Source organism: Helicobacter sp. T3_23-1059 (assembly GCF_053654515.1).
This window is the reverse complement of the sequence record NZ_JBSIUV010000015.1, coordinates 14,393-31,928: the sequence shown is the minus strand read 5'-3', so window position 1 is coordinate 31,928 and position 17,536 is coordinate 14,393. Positions and strand designations below refer to the sequence as shown.

The window sequence follows — 17,536 nt, the reverse complement described above, 5'->3', positions numbered from 1 at the left end:
AATGCAAAATCTACAAAATCTTAGTCTAAAAGTTGGTGGCATTCATTGCCAAAACTGCGCTAGCAAGGTAACAGCAGTGCTAAAAGGCATAAAAGGCGTAAAAAACATAGAAGTAGAAATCATCAAAAATGAGGGCTATGGAAATGTCAAAATCGATTTTACCTCGCCTGCAAATGCAAAAATGATAAAAGAGGAAATCCAAGATTTTGGCTATGAAATCTTAGAATAATGCCAAAGAAGCAAAATCTTAAAAAACATTAAAGCCATAGTGCTACAATTTTGAATCCAAACCAACAACATAGGGCAATCAATGATACCACAAACACTACCTAAGGTAACGCTAAGGGATTTTTATAAGAGATTTTATCCTTATATAAAAGATTATTTTTTATTGTTTTTTTTAGTGGTTTTAACAAGCGGGATAACCGCAGCTGGACAAGCTGGTTCAGCGTATCTTATCAAACCCGCGCTAGATGATATATTTTTAAACAAAGATACATATATGCTAAAGTTAGTGCCATTTTTGGTGGTGCTAGCATATTTTGCTAAAGGTGCTGGCTCGTATGCGCAAGGTTTTTTAATCACCTACATAGGCTCAGATATTGTGCGTAGAATCCGCGAAGATGTCTTAGAGCATGTGCTAAAGCTAGATTTGCAATTTTTTAACAAAATGCGCACAGGAGAGCTTCTATCTCGCGTAACAGGTGATATAGAAATGGTTCGTGCTGCGGTTACAAACTACTGCACGGATTTGGTGCGCGAGGCTTTTACGATTTTAGCCCTTATCATAGTGGTGATTTATCAAAGCCCTATGCTTGCGTTTTATTCCTTTGTGGTGTTGCCTTTTTCTGTCGTGCCTGTGCTAATTTTGATGCGACATGTCAAGCGATTAACCCGCAAAGGTGTAAATAAGGGTGCTGATATTACCTCAAAATTAACCGAAGTCCTTAGCAGTGCTGAAATCATCAAAGCAAATAATGGCGAACAATTAGAGCTAGAGCATTACAAAAAAGAAAACAAAATCCTTTTTAAACTCGGCATAAAAGGAGCGTTAATTGGCGGAATCAATTCCCCGTTAATGGAATTGCTAGGTGCTATTGCCATAGGCATAGTGATTTTTGTAGGGGGAAATGAAGTCATACAGGGCAGAATGACGGTTGGGGAGTTTGGGGCTTTTACTGCGGCATTATTTATGCTTTGGACGCCTATTAAGCGATTGGTTGGGATTTTTATGGGTTTTCAAAGCGCGCTTGTGGCAGGGGAGAGAATCGCATATATTATGGACTTACAGCCTACCATAATCGATGGCAAAAAGACATTGCAAAAACCCATAGAATCCATAAAAGTAGAAAACGCCAAACTACGCTATGACGAAGTAGTCGCGCTAAATGGCGTAAGCATACAAATCGCTAGAAATGAAATCATCGCCCTTGTAGGAAAATCTGGCAGTGGCAAAAGCTCTTTAGTAAATATGATTTTGCGACTTTATGATCCAAGTGAGGGGAGGATTTTGATAAATGGCGAGGATTTGCAAGATTTTACGCAAAAATCTGTGCGCGATAATATCAGCATTGTTACGCAACGAATCTTTATTTTTAATGACACCATTGCGGCAAATGTAGCCTATGGTAGCAAAATCAACAAAGAGCGCGTAATAGACGCGCTAAAAAAAGCCCAAATGTTAGATTTTGTGCAAAGTATGGAAAATGGCATAGATTCTAAACTAGATGAGTTTGGCACAAATCTAAGTGGCGGACAACGACAGAGAATCGCTATCGCAAGGGCGATTTACAAAAATAGCGATGTGCTAATTTTTGATGAGGCGACTTCCGCACTAGATATAAAGACAGAGGAAGAAATACGAAAAACCATAGAATCTATCAAAAAAGATAAGCTAATCATTTTAATCGCCCATCGCCCTAGCACCATTTCTCTAGCGCATAGAATCTATCATTTAGAAAATGGGCTTATCACGCACATAAACACACCTGAGGAATTTTTCCGTGATGAAAAATTGCGAGAAATGCTAGAAAAAGAGCAAGAGAGCAACGAAGCAAAATCTTAAAATCAAATTGCAAAAAGTAATAAAAATAAGAGATAAATAATGAAATATCGCATAAATCTTGATACTTTTTTGATTTCAGATTCTCATTTTGGGCATAAAGCCGTGATGAAAAAAGAGCCATCACGCAAGGTCGCGCTAAAAAAAAGCCCTTTTAAATTGTTTGAGGATTTGAGTGTGTATGAGTGGAATACGGTGGTAAATCGAGGCGATAAAGTCTTGCATTTGGGGGATTTGTATTTTGGCGATGGGTATAAATATCTGCCAAAACTAAGCGGGGATAAAATCTTGCTTGTGGGAAATAATGATATTGGGAAGTTTGAGCGAGTGCAAGAAATGGAGGATTGGCAAGTGTGTGCTAAGCTAAAACTACAAATCCCGCATAAAAAGAAAATCTTGCGCAGGCTTGTTGAAAAATTTGGCAAAGAGCAAGTAAAAAATATTTATGCAAACGCTATTGTGCTTGACATTGGCAAAGAGCGAGTAATGTTTAGCCATTTTCCCGTGATGAATCGCAAGGCAAATGATAGATTTTGGCAGGCTAGAGATGTGCTAGATGAAGCATATCGCTTGAGTGAATGCACTCTCAATATCCACGGGCATACGCATACGAAAAAAACGCATAATAAATTTTGCATAAATGTGAGTTGCGAAGAGACGCAATTTCGCCCCATAAGATTATCTCAAGTGCTAGCTATGAAGTAGATTTTGCAAGTGGATTTTGCAAATATGTTTTGTATGTTGTGATTAAAATAAGATTACTAACTCACAAAATCCTTGCATACTAAAAATTCACACTTATCCCGCTTTTTAGCCCTAGAAATTCATTTCTTTGGTAGGATATTTGCCTGCCATATTGATAATTATGCGGGGAAAATAGATTTTGATACAATGCTCCCTCCACAAACAAATCCACATTTTTATACACACTTATTCCCAAAAATATCGAAAATCTACTATCAAATCCGCGATTATTTTTTACCATATCATAATACATTGTGTAATCTGCTATTATCCTTGTTCTAGGGATTTTAGCGATAAATCCACTCTTTAGTCCAAATGCCACATTATGGATAATCTCATAACGATATTCTAAAAAAGGCAATGCAAAAAATGCTATTTTGTGAAGTTGATTGCCCGCATAAGTGCCAAATCCTAGCCCAAGATTGATATTTGGATATAGCCTTGTTTGGTGGTTTAGCTCTTTTGTGTAGGTTTTTGTGGCTTTATCATAATCATAAATATTTGGCACAAAAGAAATGTTTAACATTTTTGATAGCGAGCGTGTGCGGATAGTGTCATTTATCGAATATAAATGTAATAACTCGATTTTAGATAAAAATCCTTTTGTATAAGTTTGCCCCTTGCTATTTTCTAGCACAGCTAGCCTTGCTTGCAATGACAAAATCCTAGATTCTATAAATTCTTTATAAGCATTATCCGCGCTTTTTATGTCTGAGTAAATAGGATAAAATGACAAAAATGCCATATTTGGATAACTATACCCAAAAGAGATTTTTGAGTTTTTATAAGATTGTAGCACTTTATTTGTGCCAAATTTTTGGACAAATGATTTTTTGCGCTCGGGAAGTAGCACTTCATCTAGCGTTATTTTTCCCTTTTTGTCTAAGTGTTGCAAATATTGCGCAGGCGTGCTAAATAGCTTTTTGGAGCGATAAATATTATCCAAATCTAGCACAGCTAAAATCTTTTCTATGCCATTTGTGCAATTATGCTTTATAAATGAATACTTGATTTGTTTATCTTTTAGCTCCCATAAATGCAATGCAAACAACTTCAAATCCTCTTTACTAGCCTTAATTTCATAGCGATAAATCGACCGTTTATCATCATTTAGATATTTACTAGAAGTGCTAGCATAAGGCGATAGCGCGTAATATCCTTTTAGATTTCCAACTATCGCACGGATATAATCTAGCGGATTAAAAAATTCACTCATCGTGGCATAATAGCTCATTGAATAATCTTGGATTTGCCCTTTGGTGCGCGAAAAAGGCGTATCCTCAAACACTCTTATAATGTCTTTTTGCATAACCCCCTGCAAATGCAAAAACAAATGCCCCATAGAAGAGCCCGGATATATATCACTCTCTGCGGCAAATTCTATAAAGATTTTTTCTAAAGGCACAATATCTAAAAAATCTTGCAAACTAGCGCATTTGTGTATATCTGTCATTTCATCAAAAAGTCGTAATTGCCCTTCTCTAATGTCATAAATATGGGCATTTTGTGTGATATATGTTTTGATTGCTTGCATTCGTGCAGGATAAATACAGGCGATAGATTTTGCATTAGAATCTACAACAAAACTCGTGCTAGATTTTGCAATAGATTTTGTATTAGAATTAGCGTTAGAATCTACATTAGCGTTAGGATTTTTTGCAAAAAGTAGTCGCAAAGTTTCCTCATACTCGCTTTTTGGATTTTTATATCCTTTTTTGTGTAAGAAAAATGGAGAGGTTTTGTGGATACTTGATTTATATTTGCCATAGTGCAAAAGTGCGCGCCACTCTTGTGTAGCGTATATAGGCAATGTAAGTAATTTTTTAAACAGGGGATTTGATAAATCATTTGAAAATTTTTGAGCAGATTTTTGTTTGGGGGTAGAATCTTTTGTGAAATCTTTTGGACTAGATTGTGGCAATAGACTAAAATCTGCAAAGCAATGAGACAAAAAGCATTGCCCTAGTATCAGTGCGCTAGGGACAATGCGAAAAAATTTGCGCAAAACGCACGCTAAAGTAAAATCTAGCAAGTTAGGTTATTTCTTTTCAGAAACAGGAACTATAAAAGTTGGATTCCCATAAGTCCACATACTCCCTGATGCGCCGTCTGTAGTTGAGCCAAAAGTCCCCATTGAAAGTATATTTCCCCAAAACCAACCGCTTACATTGTGTTTTCCTTTGATGATAAGCAATGTATCTTCATAATTAGGATTATCCACTTCTAGCACCCTAATTGTGGCACCGTGTTTGCGAGATAGCTTAATTTCAGCTGGGATATTTATTTTTTGTCCATCTACTTCCGCCACAACAGGTTTGCCATTTGAAGTGGTGATGGTAACGCTTTGCTTTGTGCCATTTGAAGTAAGCGCACAACCTGAAAAAATAGAACCAACGATAAACACGCTTGATACAAGCGCGACAGAAGCAACTTTTGTCGCATATTTTGAGTATTGCATTGCAAAATCCTTTGAAGTGAAATATATAAAGGCAAGCTAGGATTTTACAAAAAAAAAAAAACGCTTAGTAAGATAGAGGGTAAATGGCAGGAGGGATTTTGTGAAGTTGGCTGTTGTTTTGGGATTAGGCATTTTTGGGTAGAATCGCTATTTTTAGCTTTTTCTAGCTTTTTGCATAATTTCTTTTATATGATTTTATGCGTATTTTTATCTTAAGGAAACGACAATGAAAAATCCACAAAACAACATTCAAATAATTTTAGAAACAAAACTTTTGCAAAAAAACCTCTTGCAAACAAAACTACTTCAAGCTAATTTTTTGCAAAAGCGTTTTTTGCAAAAAATCCACCCACGCAAGCAAAATTTGCAAAAAATTAGCGGCGTTATTGTATGTGTGATTTTTTCTAGCGTCTTAGCATTAGCACAAAACACCTCACAAAGTACGCCACAACAAACCACGCAAAAAACTTCTCCAAAAACTTCTACAAAAGTTACGCAAAGTAAAACCCAAAAAACCACACAAGATTCTGCTAAAAACCCAAAAAATACCACTGCAAATAGCAAACAAAATCCACCTAAAAATTCCCAAAACCCTACAAAAAATCCCGCCCAAAATCAATCCACCACCACTCCACCAAAAAGCCAAACCCCACTTACTTCCCCTAGTCTTATTAACGCTCAAACTCCACATATCGCATACAATGGCACGACATATATTTTCATCAGTGATGAGGAAAATCCAAAGCCTTTAAAATTTGGCACAAAACATATTGCGTGGCTAGCACACCCCACAAAAGCAAACTCAAAAATCGCGCTTGTAGGTGTGCCATATCGCGCAAATTTAGGCAAAGTTTCGCTAAAAGAAGGGCTAGTTTTGGAAGTCAAAGCAGCAAATTATAAAAAAGAGCAAATCACTGTAACAGATACTTCCAAAGTCCGCCCCAACAAAGAGCAACAAGAGCGCATAGCACGCGAGCTAGAAGAAGCAAACAAAATCTACTTAACCCGCACGCCAAAACGACTATGGAGCGAAAAATTTGAGCTACCTTTGGGGAGTGTGATAACAAGCCATTATGGCAATGCTAGAATCTTTAATGGTGAGGTGAAAAGCTACCACGCGGGGACTGATTTTCGCGCGATGATAGGCACGCCCATAAAGGCAGCAAATGACGGAAAAATAGCATTGGCAAAAGAGCGATTTATGTCTGGCAAAAGTGTGGTAATCGACCACGGAGAGGGGATTTATAGTGCGTATTTTCACTGCAGTGAGCTAAAAGTCCAAGTCGGGCAAAGCGTAAAAAAAGGGGAAATAATCGCGCTAAGTGGCGATACGGGCAGGGTTAGCGGAGCGCATTTGCATTTTTCGATGATGATACAGGGCGTGAGTGTCGATGCCCTGCATTTTATCACTACGCTAAACGCGCTATTTGAATAAAAGCAAAATCTAAAATTAGATTTTGCTAAAACAAAATCTAAGTAAAATCTACGCGATAAAATTTCTATTTGTGAAAAAAATCCACATTTCAAAAATAAATCATTAGTTTATGATACCCCGTTTTGGCAATAGCAGTGCGACAGCTAGCATAATTGCCATCATTATGGTTACATAGATAAAAAATCCATTTTCGATTCCTGCGTTTTTAAAATTTAGCGCGACATATTGTGCTGAACCACCAAAAATCGCATTTGGTATCGCATAGCCAAATCCTGTGCCAAGTGCGCGAATGTGCATAGGGAAAAGTTTTGCCTTAAAGATTCCAGCCACCGAAGTATAAAAGCTAAGAATCATAAATAACGCCATTATCACGCCAAAGGCAAGATAATGATTTCCGCTTAATCCAGCCTTGTTAAGTAGCATAAATAGCGGATAGATTCCACACATTGCAAGAGTAGCAAAGATAATAAGCGAGCGTTTATGCCCGATTTTATCCCCTAGCAAGCCAAAAAGAGGTTGCATAATCATAAGAAAAAACAAGGCATAAATCATAATGCTATTTGAAGTAGCGGTGCTTATGTGTGCAGAATGTATCATAAAAGTCTTAGTGTAAGTCGTAATGGTATAAAACGCTAGAGAGCCACCTGAAGTGATGCCCACCACTAGCAAAAATGGCTTCCAACTTTGCAGTAAGGCTTTTAGAGTGCCTCTATCTTCGTGCTTGTCTAAATCCTGCGCACTTTCTGTCATAATACTACGCACAAAAAGCGAGCCTAATGCTAAAATGCCTCCCACGACAAATAATACCCTCCACGCCCACTCTTTCATCTCTGCTTCGGTGTAGAAAAATAGCATTATGCTTATGCTTGTTACGGCTAGTAGTTGCCCACCGATAAGCGTAACATATTGAAATGATGAGTAAAATCCGCGCTTGCCCTCACTTGCTAGCTCGCTAAGATAAGTCGCTGCGATTCCATACTCGCCACCTACGCTAAGCCCTTGAATTAGCCTAGCGATAAGCAAAAATAACACGGCAAATTCGCCTACGCTCTCTTTGCTAGGCAAAAAGGCTATCATAAATGAGCCAAATGCCATAAGCACGACTGAAATCACCATAGAGGATTTTCGCCCGATTTTATCCGCCAAAGAGCCAAAAAGCCAAGAGCCAATCGGGCGCATAAAAAAGCCAAGTGCAAAGATTCCAAATGCGTTTATTTGCTGAATGGTTGGGTTTGCTGAAGTAGAAAAAGTATGCGCAAAATACACCGCGCTAAATGCGTATATGTAGAAATCAAACCATTCTACTAGATTGCCAGAGCTTGCAGCGATTATGGAGCGGATTTTGGCTGATTTTGATATGTCGTTTGATATGTGTGGGGAGTTGCCTTTGCGTGAAGCGTTGCTTGAAGTTTGCATTGTTAAAAATCCTTTATGTAAAAATTTAGCGCGAACATTTAGAATCTAAGATTCTTAAAAATCATAACCGATAGATTCTAAATACGGCAAATTTTATGTATTTTTGGTGTGGAGTTTTTGTAGCAAGGTTACAAAAATGCACACAAAAACAAAATCCAAAAAACGCAAGATATTGTTTGGCTAGATTTTGGTAAATAATGTGATTTTTTTGATAGCGTTTTTTTAGCGCACAAAGCGGATACCTAGCCCGATTCTGTGGGCAAATGTGTTGTATTCATAGAGTATGTCGCCATAGCCTACAAAGTATTGTAAATATAGTCCATAATATTCATTTATCTTATAAGTGTAGCTTGAGCGAAAATATGGGGTAGGGTGGGGCTTAGCTATATCATAAGGAGGCTGGGCTATGCCTAAAATCCCACCTACTCTAATATCAGCTAAATGCCTGCCATAGCGCATATTTACCGCTGTTTCAAGACTTCCTAAATATTTATAAATATCGCGATTTTCGCTATAAAATCTCGTAGGCAAAAAACCCTCTATATCTAATCCCCAATGCTTGCTAGAAAATCTTGCCTTTATGATAAATCTATCACTTCCCCTGCTTCTATCTGCGATTCCGCCTTGTTTTTTGTCTATTTCGCCATTGCTGATATGTCGCCACCCTGTGGTGATTTCTTTGAGAGGGAATCTTTTTTTGGCAATGCTACTAGGACGATAGGTAAGCAAAAATTCTGGCTCAAAATCATTATCCCGCATAGGCGAGCTAGCTTTTTCGTTAAATAGCTGAAAATAAAATGTGTTGGTAAAAGCAAGGTAAAAAATCAAATCTTTGTGGAAAAATTTAGGAATCACAGGCACGCGGAAACTTATCTGCCCTTTTAGCTCGCCACGAATGTATTGCGGATTTCTCATAGGCGTTAGGTTATAAACATACAAAAAGTAGGTATCCCGCCAATCCTCTAGCCACAAAAACGCAGTATTTTCTTTTGGGTAAGAAATCGCATCTGGCGTAATATCGCTGTTGTCTTCGTTAGTTTTTGCATTATTATCATTGTGGGAATCTTTGTTTGCAATGACGGGGTTTTTGTCATATTGAGGTTTCGCAAAAACCAAAGCATCTCTTTTTTTGTCATATTGAGGGAGTGAAACGACCGAAATATCTCTGTTTGTGTTGTTAGATTTTCTAAAGAAGCTGTGCTTTGAGATACTTCGGGCTACGCCACCAGTCTGACAAAATATTTCGTCATTGTGAGAATTTACATTGCCGTCATTGTGAGATTTTGCGCATAGCGTAGAATCGTGGCAATCTACATTGTTTGCATTATTGTATAGATTTTGCTTGCGCAACTGCGACAACTCGAGATTACGCGCTAAAACGCTACTTCGTAGCTGTTGGCTTGTGCCACGCGTGGAATAGCCACACTCGCAATGACGGGATACCCACCCCCTAACCCCCTCCGCAAGGGAGGGGGAATAAAAGGCAAAATCCTCCGCAATGGAGGGGGAAATAATGCCATCATTGCGAGAAAAACCGTTAGGATTTTCGTGGCAATCTATTTTAGAAGTAGAAAAATTTAGCGCGGAGTTACTCTCTCTCTCTCTCTCTCGTTTTTGGGTTTTATATGTTGATTTTTCTAACGCAGTAGCATTACAAAGGATAGAATCACAGGGCAATCTAAAATCTATCCCCATAGCAAATGTGCTAAAAAACATTATCGCAAATGATAGAAACAAAAAGTGATTTTGTAGGTATTTTATTTATGCTACATTGTCCATATTTTTTCCTTTTTTTTATGGGATTAGTTTATTAGGTGTTGCATTTAGGTTGTTAGCGGTTGGTTTTTGACATTGATTTTTGCCTTTTTGCGCTATTGATTTTTATTAAGATTTTGTAAGGCATTTTGTAAAAATCTGCAAATTATACAAAAAATATTTTGTTTTTAAGTGTTTTTTAGTAAGTATCATTTCTTATTAGATTCTCATTAGTGAGAATGTAGGAAAATTTGAGGCAAAAATTAGGCGATAAGGAGCGCAAAAATGAGTGCTAAAGTGGATATGAATATGTTTAGAGAGTATGATATTCGCGGGATTTTTGGGGAAAATCTTAGCAAAGAAGTCGTGCAAGGCATTGGAGCATTGCTAGGAGAGTGTATAAAAACAAGTGGGGGAAAATCCGTAGCCATAGGCTATGATGCTAGGACGCATTCGCCTATACTATATGAATGGCTAAAAGATGGATTTATAAAAAGTGGTGTGGAAGTGTATTTTATGGGTATGATTCCAACGCCTGTGGCGTATTTTGCGACATTTGCGAGTGAAAAATTTGCAAGCGTAAATATCACAAGCTCGGTAATGATAACAGGTAGCCATAATCCACCACAATATAATGGGTTTAAAATCACTATTGATAAAAAGCCTTTTTATGGCGAGGATATAAAGCGTATCGGAGCAGAGCTAGCAACAAATATTGATTCTATGGATTTTGGCACGCAGGGGGCAAAAGCACAGAATCTAGACGCGCTAAAAAACTATGAGGATTTTTTGGTGGAGCATTTTGCGGGGCTAAAAGATTTTCCATACCAAATCGTGCTTGACTATGGTAATGGCGTGGGGGCGTTGGGATTAGAAAATGTGCTAAAAAGGCTAAATATCAAGCATACAAGCCTATATGAAACCCCTGATGGCACATTCCCAAACCACCACCCAGACCCAAGTGAAGAACAAAATCTAGCTGATATTTTAAAATACATAAAAGAGCATAAAACGCCTATTGGAATCGCATTTGACGGAGATGCGGATAGAATCGCGCTAATGACGCAAAATCATCTCTACAAAGGCGATGAAATGGCGATATTGTTTGCGCGAAATATCGCAAAAACCACGCCAAATCCCACTATCATAGGCGAAGTCAAATGCTCTCAAATAATGTATGATGAGATAAATTCATTTGGCAAGGCGATAATGTATAAAACAGGGCATAGCAACCTAAAAGTAAAGCTAAAAGAGTTAGATGCACAAATGGCGGCAGAAATGAGCGGGCATTTGTTTTTTAATGATAGATATTTTGGGTATGATGACGCGCTATATGCGACTTTGCGGGCGTTGGAGTTGTTTTTGGATTCTACGCCTAGCGAGGTAGAATCTAGTATTAAAGCATTGCCAAAGCTGTATTCTACTGATGAGGAAAAAATCTCTACTACCGAAGAGGCGAAATTTACCCAAATCGCAAATCTAAAAGAACGACTAAGCGCGATAGCACGCGATAGCCGAGACATAACCATACATACCGAATCCCATCGTAAGTTTCCGCGAATCTGTGAGATAATCGATATTGATGGAGTGCGAGTGGTGTTTGAAAATGGCTGGGGGCTAGTGCGAGCTAGCAACACTACGCCTGTGCTTGTAACGAGGTTTGAGGCAAAATCTAAAGAGGAGCTAGAGCAGTATAAAAACGCTATTTTTTCTGTGCTAAAGGGGTGTTAGTGGCGTTTTTGTCTTAAATAGTTTAAAGTTTTTTTGTGTTGGTTTGTGTGTGGGGTGGATTTTGCGCTGATTTGGTTTTGCTACTTAGTTTGTGTTATGCTGTCGTTAATTATTTTTGATTGTCGAAAAAATTGCCATAAAACAATGCATCATCTACGAGGCGAAAAACTATGCAAAAAAGGGCAATGTAGGACAAAAATCCTGCAAAATAGCCTAAAAATAGGGAAAAAATCGCATTTTTTTGTAAAATTTTGCGTAAAATCCTTGATTTTAGGTAAAAAATTGTATAGAATAAGCACGCTTTAAATTTCACCTCAAAGGAGACACGATGAATAAAGCAGAGTTTGTAGAACTTGTAAAAGAAGCTGGCAAGTTTTCAAGCAAAAAAAGCGCGGAAGACGCAGTAAATGCTTTTGTAGCAGCTGTGGAAAAAGCTCTTAGCAAGAAAAAGCCTGTTGAGCTAGTTGGTTTTGGTAAATTTGAAACCGCTTTGCAAAAAGGTAAGTCTGGTAAAGTTCCCGGAAGTAACAAAACTTACAAAACTGCGGACAAACATGTTCCTAAGTTTAAACCCGGTAAGAGCTTGAAAGACCTTGTAGCTAAGGCTAAATAAGTCTTTTCCCCCATTTATTTGGGGCTTGTCCCCTTTATAATGGGGGCTTGGGGCTTGTCCCCGTAGCTCAGCTGGATAGAGCGTACGATTCCTAATCGTAAGGTCGTGGGTTCAAATCCCGCCGAGGACACCACTTTTTGACTTCTTTTTTACTTCTCTAAAACACTTATAATAAAAATCCGCAAAAAAACCAAAATCTAATAAAGCAAACTAAAATTTATAAGGTTTAAAAAATGATAGATGCTTTTGCGACAAATCTAAAAACTATCCAAAGCAAAATTCAAACAATTTCCAAGCAATACGCACAAAAACACAACATAAAATCTCACAATATCAAACTTATCGCTGTTTCAAAATACCACAGCATAGATGAGATTTTGACTATGCACTCTTTGGGGCAAATCTCTTTTGGCGAAAACAAAGTCCAAGATTTAAAAACAAAAATCAGTCAAATATATTCTAGCAAAAACTTTGAATGGCATTTTATCGGCTCACTTCAGCGCAACAAAATAAACGCCCTCCTTGCGCTAAATCCCACACTTATTCACTCCATAGATTCTCTAAATCTCGCTTATGAAATAGACAAAAAATGCAAACAACTAGGCAAAATCCAATCTGTCCTCCTCCAAGTAAATAGCGCAAATGAGCCTAGCAAACACGGATTTGACTTAAAAAAAGCCAAAGAAGCGTTTTTAAAAATCAAAGAAAATACAACAAATCTACATCTATGTGGGATAATGACTATCGGCGCACATAGCGAGGACAAAAGCAAGATAGAGGATAGTTTTGCTCGCGCAAAAGAATTGCACGACAGCCTAGCAAGTGCTGGCTCTAGCGTGCTATCTATGGGTATGAGCGGGGATTTTGAGATAGCGTTACAAAATGGAGCAAATATGCTTCGCATAGGTTCTGCGCTTTTTAAGCATTAGATTTTGTAAAATCATTAGTTTTTGCAAAAAAATCTAAAAACATAGATTTTTGCAATTTTTATTTTTTTTGCAAACATAAAAAAATATTTCTTGCATAAAAAGACATTTTTTTGCGCAAATCATACATTAAAAAAAAGAGTAAAAAAAGTAAAAAGAATCAAAAGAAGCAAGGACTCATCACGCGGTTTTTTACAAGGAGTTTGAAAAACATTTCTGTCGGGTTTGTTGGTTTAGCACCAAGTGCAACTTTCAAGGCAAGTTGCCAGCCCTGTGATGAGCCTTAGCCGAAATTCTAAAAAACAAAAGTATATGATTTCTAAATGAAATATCTATTTTTGTAAAAAATAGATATAAATTGCAAAGAAAGTGTGTATTTTTATACTTCTAAACGAATATTTTAGATTTTGCTAGCTTTGTGCGTAGGGATATTGCGCATTAGGATTTTTTGTTTTGTTTAGAGGTTGCAAATATATTTAAGCATTCTATGAGTAGCGAAAAAGCCATAGCAAAGTATATATAGCCTTTTGGGATTTCGTAGTGCAAGCCATCGGCGATAAGCACCACGCCGATGATAAGCAAAAATCCTAATGCCAAAATCTTTAGGCTAGGGTAAGCCTCTATCACAGCGCAAATCCACTCGCTAGCAAACATCATCGCCACCACAGCGATTAAAATCGCACATATCATCACTTCTAAATGCCTAGCCATACCCACCGCTGCAAACACAGAATCTAGCGAAAAAATAATATCCAAAAAGCCAATTTGCGCGATGATAAGCCAAAAACTAGGCTTTTTTGTCAAGCTAGATTTTGCGTGGCTAGGTTTGAATGCTAGCTCGTGGATTTCTTTGGTGCTTTTATATAGCAAAAAAATCCCGCCTAAAATAAGGATAATATCCCTACCTGAAATCTCTAGCCCAAATGCGACAAAAAGCGGATTTGTAAGTTTGGTAAGCCAAAAAAGAAACCCAAGCAACGCTATGCGTGTAAGCCCCGCAAAGCTAAGCCCTAAAATCCTAGCTTTTTTTTGCTCCTCTTTTGGCAATTTAGCAACCAAAATCGCTAAAAATATAAGATTATCCACGCCAAGTGCAATCTCTAAAAGCACAAGACTAATAAGCGCGAACCACGCTTGTGGCGAAGCAAGAATCTCTAACATTTTTTCGTCTTTATCATAAAATTTTTAGTATATGGCAATGACTTGTATGATGGAAAATTATGGCAAAATCCGTGCAAAATATTACGAAATATTGCAAAATTCACACAAAATCTATCTCTACATTGCCATAATTACAACCAGCCTTTTTTCTTAAAAATCACGATAGGAATCGCGGTAGAAACCACCATAGCCACTAGCACCACAGGATAGGCATAAGGCAACTCAAGCTCAGGCATATTAGTAAAATTCATACCATAAATCGTGCCTATGAGCGTAGGTGGCATCATTGCCATTGTCGCTACGGTAAATAGCTTTATGATTTTATTTTGTTCGATATTGATTTGGCTTGTGAAAATGCTTTGGGTATTATCAAGCATACTTAGATTTACATTGGTAAATTCTACAAGTGAATTTAAGTCTTTTAGCACGATTGTCAGCTCTTTTTTGATGTCTTGCTCCACTTTGCCACTGCGCAATAACGCCATAATCGCACGCCTCTTATCAAAAAGAGAATCCCTCACGCTTAAATTTAGCTCTTGGAGGCTTGAGAGTCTAGCAAGCCTTGCGATATGGTCGTGTTCATTTGAAGTTTCTTCTAGCGCAGATTTTCGCAAGATTTTGGTTAGCTTTGCAGCACCCTCTAGCATATCGGCATCTTGCTCGACACGCACTTCAAAGATTCTACTTACGATGTCAAACCCATCTTCAAATTTTCGCGGACTAATTAGCACACTTTGATGAATCTCATTAAACACCTTAAAATCCTCATAACGAATCGTAAATAAGATTCCCTTTAGCAGTAGAAAAGTAACAGTTTCATTATGCAACTCTAGCTCCGCATCACGCGTAAGGAAATAAGTGTTTATCGTGATTGTGTCCGCATCTTCTGCATATCTCGCACTCTCTTCGATCTCCTCTCTCTCTTCTTTTGTAGGAATATCTAGCGCGTAAGTTTTGGCGATATAAGAGACTTCCGCAGCGGAGGGGTGAAGCAAATCTATCCACAAAATCGCACCCTCTGGCAATGTGAAATTATCTTGGATTTTCTTTTGCACGACCATTGAGCCTTGCTTAAAAAACACATTCATCATTGGAAGCCTCCTTGTGTAAGATTTTGGTATAAGATTGTATTTGCGTTAAAAATCGCATTACAAGTCAATATTTAGATTATAGTAAAATCGCAAAAAACCAAAAAAGCATTATAGCAAAATCGCAAAAATCATATTATTAGATTTGTATTTTTTGCGCTTTAATAAACACTTTTTTTATTTCGTTTTTTTTGATTTTTTATGGGCTATGTATTTTTATTATGTTTTTATTATGTGTTTTGCGTGATTGTTTTTTTTGCGCTTTTGCGTATTTTTTTGTATTGTTTTTAGCATTTTTTTAGCAAATTTTTTTTTTTTGCTATTATCACCATTGCGAGCAAACCCGCTTATAGATTCTAGTTGCAATCCATAAAAAGAAAAAACTCTTTTTCATAACCCAAAAAACCGACAAAAAAAACAACAAAAAAACGCCAATGCCACCACAAATGCCACTTTCAATCAAATTTTTTGCGTTTTTTTTTTTTTTTGTATTATAATCACATAATATTTTGCAAAAACAAGCAAAATATCCACATTTTTTATCGCTTAGCTTGACAAATGATTTTGCAAAAATAGCGCAAAAAGTGCGAACGCAAAATAAAAAAGCAAAAACAAAGGAGATAAAATGCAAAACCTAAAATCTAACCTCACCATTTCTAATACACCCCCTGCAATCTCGCTTATTTCAAACTCACATAGTTTATCTAGGTTTTTTGGTGTAGCTTTTGCGCTCCCTGCGCTATCTTGCGTTGCGTTTGTTGCTTTAGCTGAGCCTGCGCAGTCCGCACAATCTATACAACCTACACAATCAACACAACCTGCGCAATCTACACAATCAACACAGCCTGCACAACCTGCGCAAAATCCGCAACTTCAAAGCCTGCATCATCAAAAAACATACTTGCAAGAGCAACTAAAAGATTTAGAAAAAAACGAGCAATACCAAAAAGACATAGAAACCCTGCAATCCAAAATCCAATACCTAAAGCAAAAACAAGGGCTTATCCCACAGCAAGACACGCAGCCCACGCAAAGCACCGAGCCACAATCCACACAACCCCAAGAAATAACGGAATCTAGCGATGAAAATCTAGAGCAAGTCGCTGAAAATGAACAAAAACTACCATTTGAAATCGAGCCTATGAATAAAGAAAAAAGTGGTGCATTTATAGGGCTAACCTTTGGTGTAGCTTCTTTCACTAGCAACCAAAATACAGACTATTATGGTAAAAAGGGTAATGTAGAGTATTCACCTTTTACTTCATTTGCTAGTTTGGATAAGGCAGTGGGAATTTATGGACTTATGATAGGCTATAAGCATGGCATTACGGGTGGGTTTGGCTTGCGATATTATGCGGATATAAACTATATGCCACAAAATAAAATATGGAGTATGAACTATGCCCTAAATATTGATGGCTTACTAAATATCGTAGAGAAAAATCATAATTTCTTTGGATTTTTTGCAGGGGTGGGCGTAGGGGCACAGACTCACGGTTGGAGCGATAGACTATTAGAATCTATGCTAGAAGTAGCAGGGGATAGCGCAGGCACGACAAAAGGCGTAACCCTACAAGGTAGCCCAAATAATCACAAAGACAGAAATTTTAGCAATCCCAAAACTAGCGTAAATGTCGCTATAAACTTCGGTATCCGTGCTTCTTTGGCAAGACACCACGATATAGAATTAGGCGTTAGATTTCGTCCATTGCGAACCACGCTCATCGAAGAAAAAATCGAACCACAAGTATATAGCACCACAAAAAAATTTGGAATACAAGGCAGAATCGGCTCGCCTTATGATATTTTTCTCCGCTATGTGTATGTGTTTTAGGATTTTGGCGTAGTAGTTGTTTTTTGCGCTTTTTTGTGATTGTTGTATTTGTCTAGCTTGTTTTTGTTGATATGATTCTTTGTCGCTACCATACTTAGAGACATAGTTAGAAATATCCATTTTCCCTCCCTACTTTTGCAGGTGCTTAAGGGGCTGTTTTTTTGCCATTGCGATAAAATCGCTAGATTTTGCGTGGCAATCCAACAAATCGTCATACTTGAGCGTAAGCGAAGTAACTCAAAAAAACTCAAAATGCAAATAGAGATATTTTGCGCTTACACACTCAATATGACAAAGAAAATCCCGTCATTAT

15 protein-coding genes and 1 tRNA gene are annotated in these 17,536 nt (G+C 37.6%); 9 read left to right on the top strand and 7 right to left on the bottom strand.

Going from position 1 to position 17,536, the window contains the following annotated elements; all coding sequences use genetic code 11:
• Nucleotide 1 precedes the first annotated feature (1 nt).
• From ACWIX0_RS05935 to ACWIX0_RS05925, 3 genes are all read left to right on the top strand, one after another.
• A complete protein-coding gene (locus tag ACWIX0_RS05935) occupies nucleotides 2–229 on the top strand; it encodes a heavy-metal-associated domain-containing protein (protein ID WP_454172776.1) in 228 nt (75 codons plus the stop codon).
• Nucleotides 230–310: 81 nt separating this feature from the next.
• Nucleotides 311–2,065, top strand: a complete 1,755-nt coding sequence (locus tag ACWIX0_RS05930) for an ABC transporter ATP-binding protein (protein ID WP_454172774.1) — start codon at nucleotides 311–313, stop codon at nucleotides 2,063–2,065.
• 39 nt (nucleotides 2,066–2,104) lie between these two features.
• Nucleotides 2,105–2,767, top strand: a complete 663-nt coding sequence (locus ACWIX0_RS05925) for a hypothetical protein (protein ID WP_454172773.1) — start codon at nucleotides 2,105–2,107, stop codon at nucleotides 2,765–2,767.
• A gap of 79 nt (nucleotides 2,768–2,846) precedes the next feature.
• On the opposite strand, the gene ACWIX0_RS05920 is transcribed toward ACWIX0_RS05925, so the two are convergent.
• Nucleotides 2,847–4,757 (bottom strand): lipoprotein N-acyltransferase Lnb domain-containing protein, encoded by a 1,911-nt coding sequence (locus tag ACWIX0_RS05920; protein ID WP_454172772.1) that lies wholly within the window; start codon nucleotides 4,755–4,757, stop codon nucleotides 2,847–2,849.
• Between the two features lie 87 nt (nucleotides 4,758–4,844).
• Entirely contained in the window at nucleotides 4,845–5,264 is a 420-nt protein-coding gene (locus ACWIX0_RS05915; RefSeq protein WP_454172770.1) for a hypothetical protein, read from the bottom strand.
• Nucleotides 5,265–5,490: 226 nt separating this feature from the next.
• Between ACWIX0_RS05915 and ACWIX0_RS05910 the strand changes: the two genes are divergently transcribed.
• Nucleotides 5,491–6,699 (top strand): peptidoglycan DD-metalloendopeptidase family protein, encoded by a 1,209-nt coding sequence (locus ACWIX0_RS05910; RefSeq protein ID WP_454172768.1) that lies wholly within the window; start codon nucleotides 5,491–5,493, stop codon nucleotides 6,697–6,699.
• A gap of 102 nt (nucleotides 6,700–6,801) precedes the next feature.
• On the opposite strand, the gene ACWIX0_RS05905 is transcribed toward ACWIX0_RS05910, so the two are convergent.
• Complete coding sequence (locus ACWIX0_RS05905) at nucleotides 6,802–8,115, bottom strand: MFS transporter (RefSeq protein ID WP_454172766.1); 1,314 nt, start codon at nucleotides 8,113–8,115, stop codon at nucleotides 6,802–6,804.
• A 222-nt stretch (nucleotides 8,116–8,337) separates the two neighbouring features.
• Nucleotides 8,338–9,852: a phospholipase A gene (locus tag ACWIX0_RS05900; protein ID WP_454172764.1), complete on the bottom strand. Its 1,515-nt coding sequence runs from the start codon at nucleotides 9,850–9,852 to the stop codon at nucleotides 8,338–8,340.
• A gap of 303 nt (nucleotides 9,853–10,155) precedes the next feature.
• Here ACWIX0_RS05900 and ACWIX0_RS05895 point away from each other — a divergent pair, with 303 nt between their 5' ends.
• The 4 genes from ACWIX0_RS05895 to ACWIX0_RS05880 all read left to right on the top strand — a co-directional run bounded on the left by ACWIX0_RS05895 (nucleotide 10,156) and on the right by ACWIX0_RS05880 (nucleotide 13,143).
• A complete protein-coding gene (locus tag ACWIX0_RS05895) occupies nucleotides 10,156–11,601 on the top strand; it encodes a phosphomannomutase/phosphoglucomutase (protein WP_454172762.1) in 1,446 nt (481 codons plus the stop codon).
• A 328-nt stretch (nucleotides 11,602–11,929) separates the two neighbouring features.
• Complete coding sequence (locus tag ACWIX0_RS05890; protein ID WP_454172760.1) at nucleotides 11,930–12,214, top strand: HU family DNA-binding protein; 285 nt, start codon at nucleotides 11,930–11,932, stop codon at nucleotides 12,212–12,214.
• A 56-nt stretch (nucleotides 12,215–12,270) separates the two neighbouring features.
• Nucleotides 12,271–12,347 (top strand) — tRNA-Arg (locus tag ACWIX0_RS05885).
• Between the two features lie 103 nt (nucleotides 12,348–12,450).
• Nucleotides 12,451–13,143, top strand: coding sequence for a YggS family pyridoxal phosphate-dependent enzyme (locus ACWIX0_RS05880; protein WP_454172818.1), 693 nt, complete (start codon nucleotides 12,451–12,453; stop codon nucleotides 13,141–13,143).
• 435 nt (nucleotides 13,144–13,578) lie between these two features.
• Here the strand turns inward: ACWIX0_RS05880 and ACWIX0_RS05875 are convergent, their stop codons facing one another.
• A complete protein-coding gene (locus tag ACWIX0_RS05875) occupies nucleotides 13,579–14,301 on the bottom strand; it encodes a TerC family protein (protein ID WP_454172759.1) in 723 nt (240 codons plus the stop codon).
• A gap of 131 nt (nucleotides 14,302–14,432) precedes the next feature.
• Nucleotides 14,433–15,392, bottom strand: coding sequence for a magnesium/cobalt transporter CorA (corA, locus tag ACWIX0_RS05870; RefSeq protein WP_454172757.1), 960 nt, complete (start codon nucleotides 15,390–15,392; stop codon nucleotides 14,433–14,435).
• 622 nt (nucleotides 15,393–16,014) lie between these two features.
• On the opposite strand from corA, the gene ACWIX0_RS05865 reads away from it, so the two are divergent.
• Nucleotides 16,015–17,223 (top strand): outer membrane beta-barrel protein, encoded by a 1,209-nt coding sequence (locus tag ACWIX0_RS05865; RefSeq protein WP_454172755.1) that lies wholly within the window; start codon nucleotides 16,015–16,017, stop codon nucleotides 17,221–17,223.
• Here the strand turns inward: ACWIX0_RS05865 and ACWIX0_RS05860 are convergent.
• The gene (locus ACWIX0_RS05860; protein WP_454172754.1) at nucleotides 17,220–17,438 is read right to left on the bottom strand and encodes a hypothetical protein; all 219 of its coding nucleotides are present in this window, start codon (nucleotides 17,436–17,438) and stop codon (nucleotides 17,220–17,222) included. The two genes, ACWIX0_RS05865 and ACWIX0_RS05860, sit on opposite strands and share 4 nt — an antisense overlap.
• Between the last annotated feature and the right edge of the window lie 98 nt (nucleotides 17,439–17,536).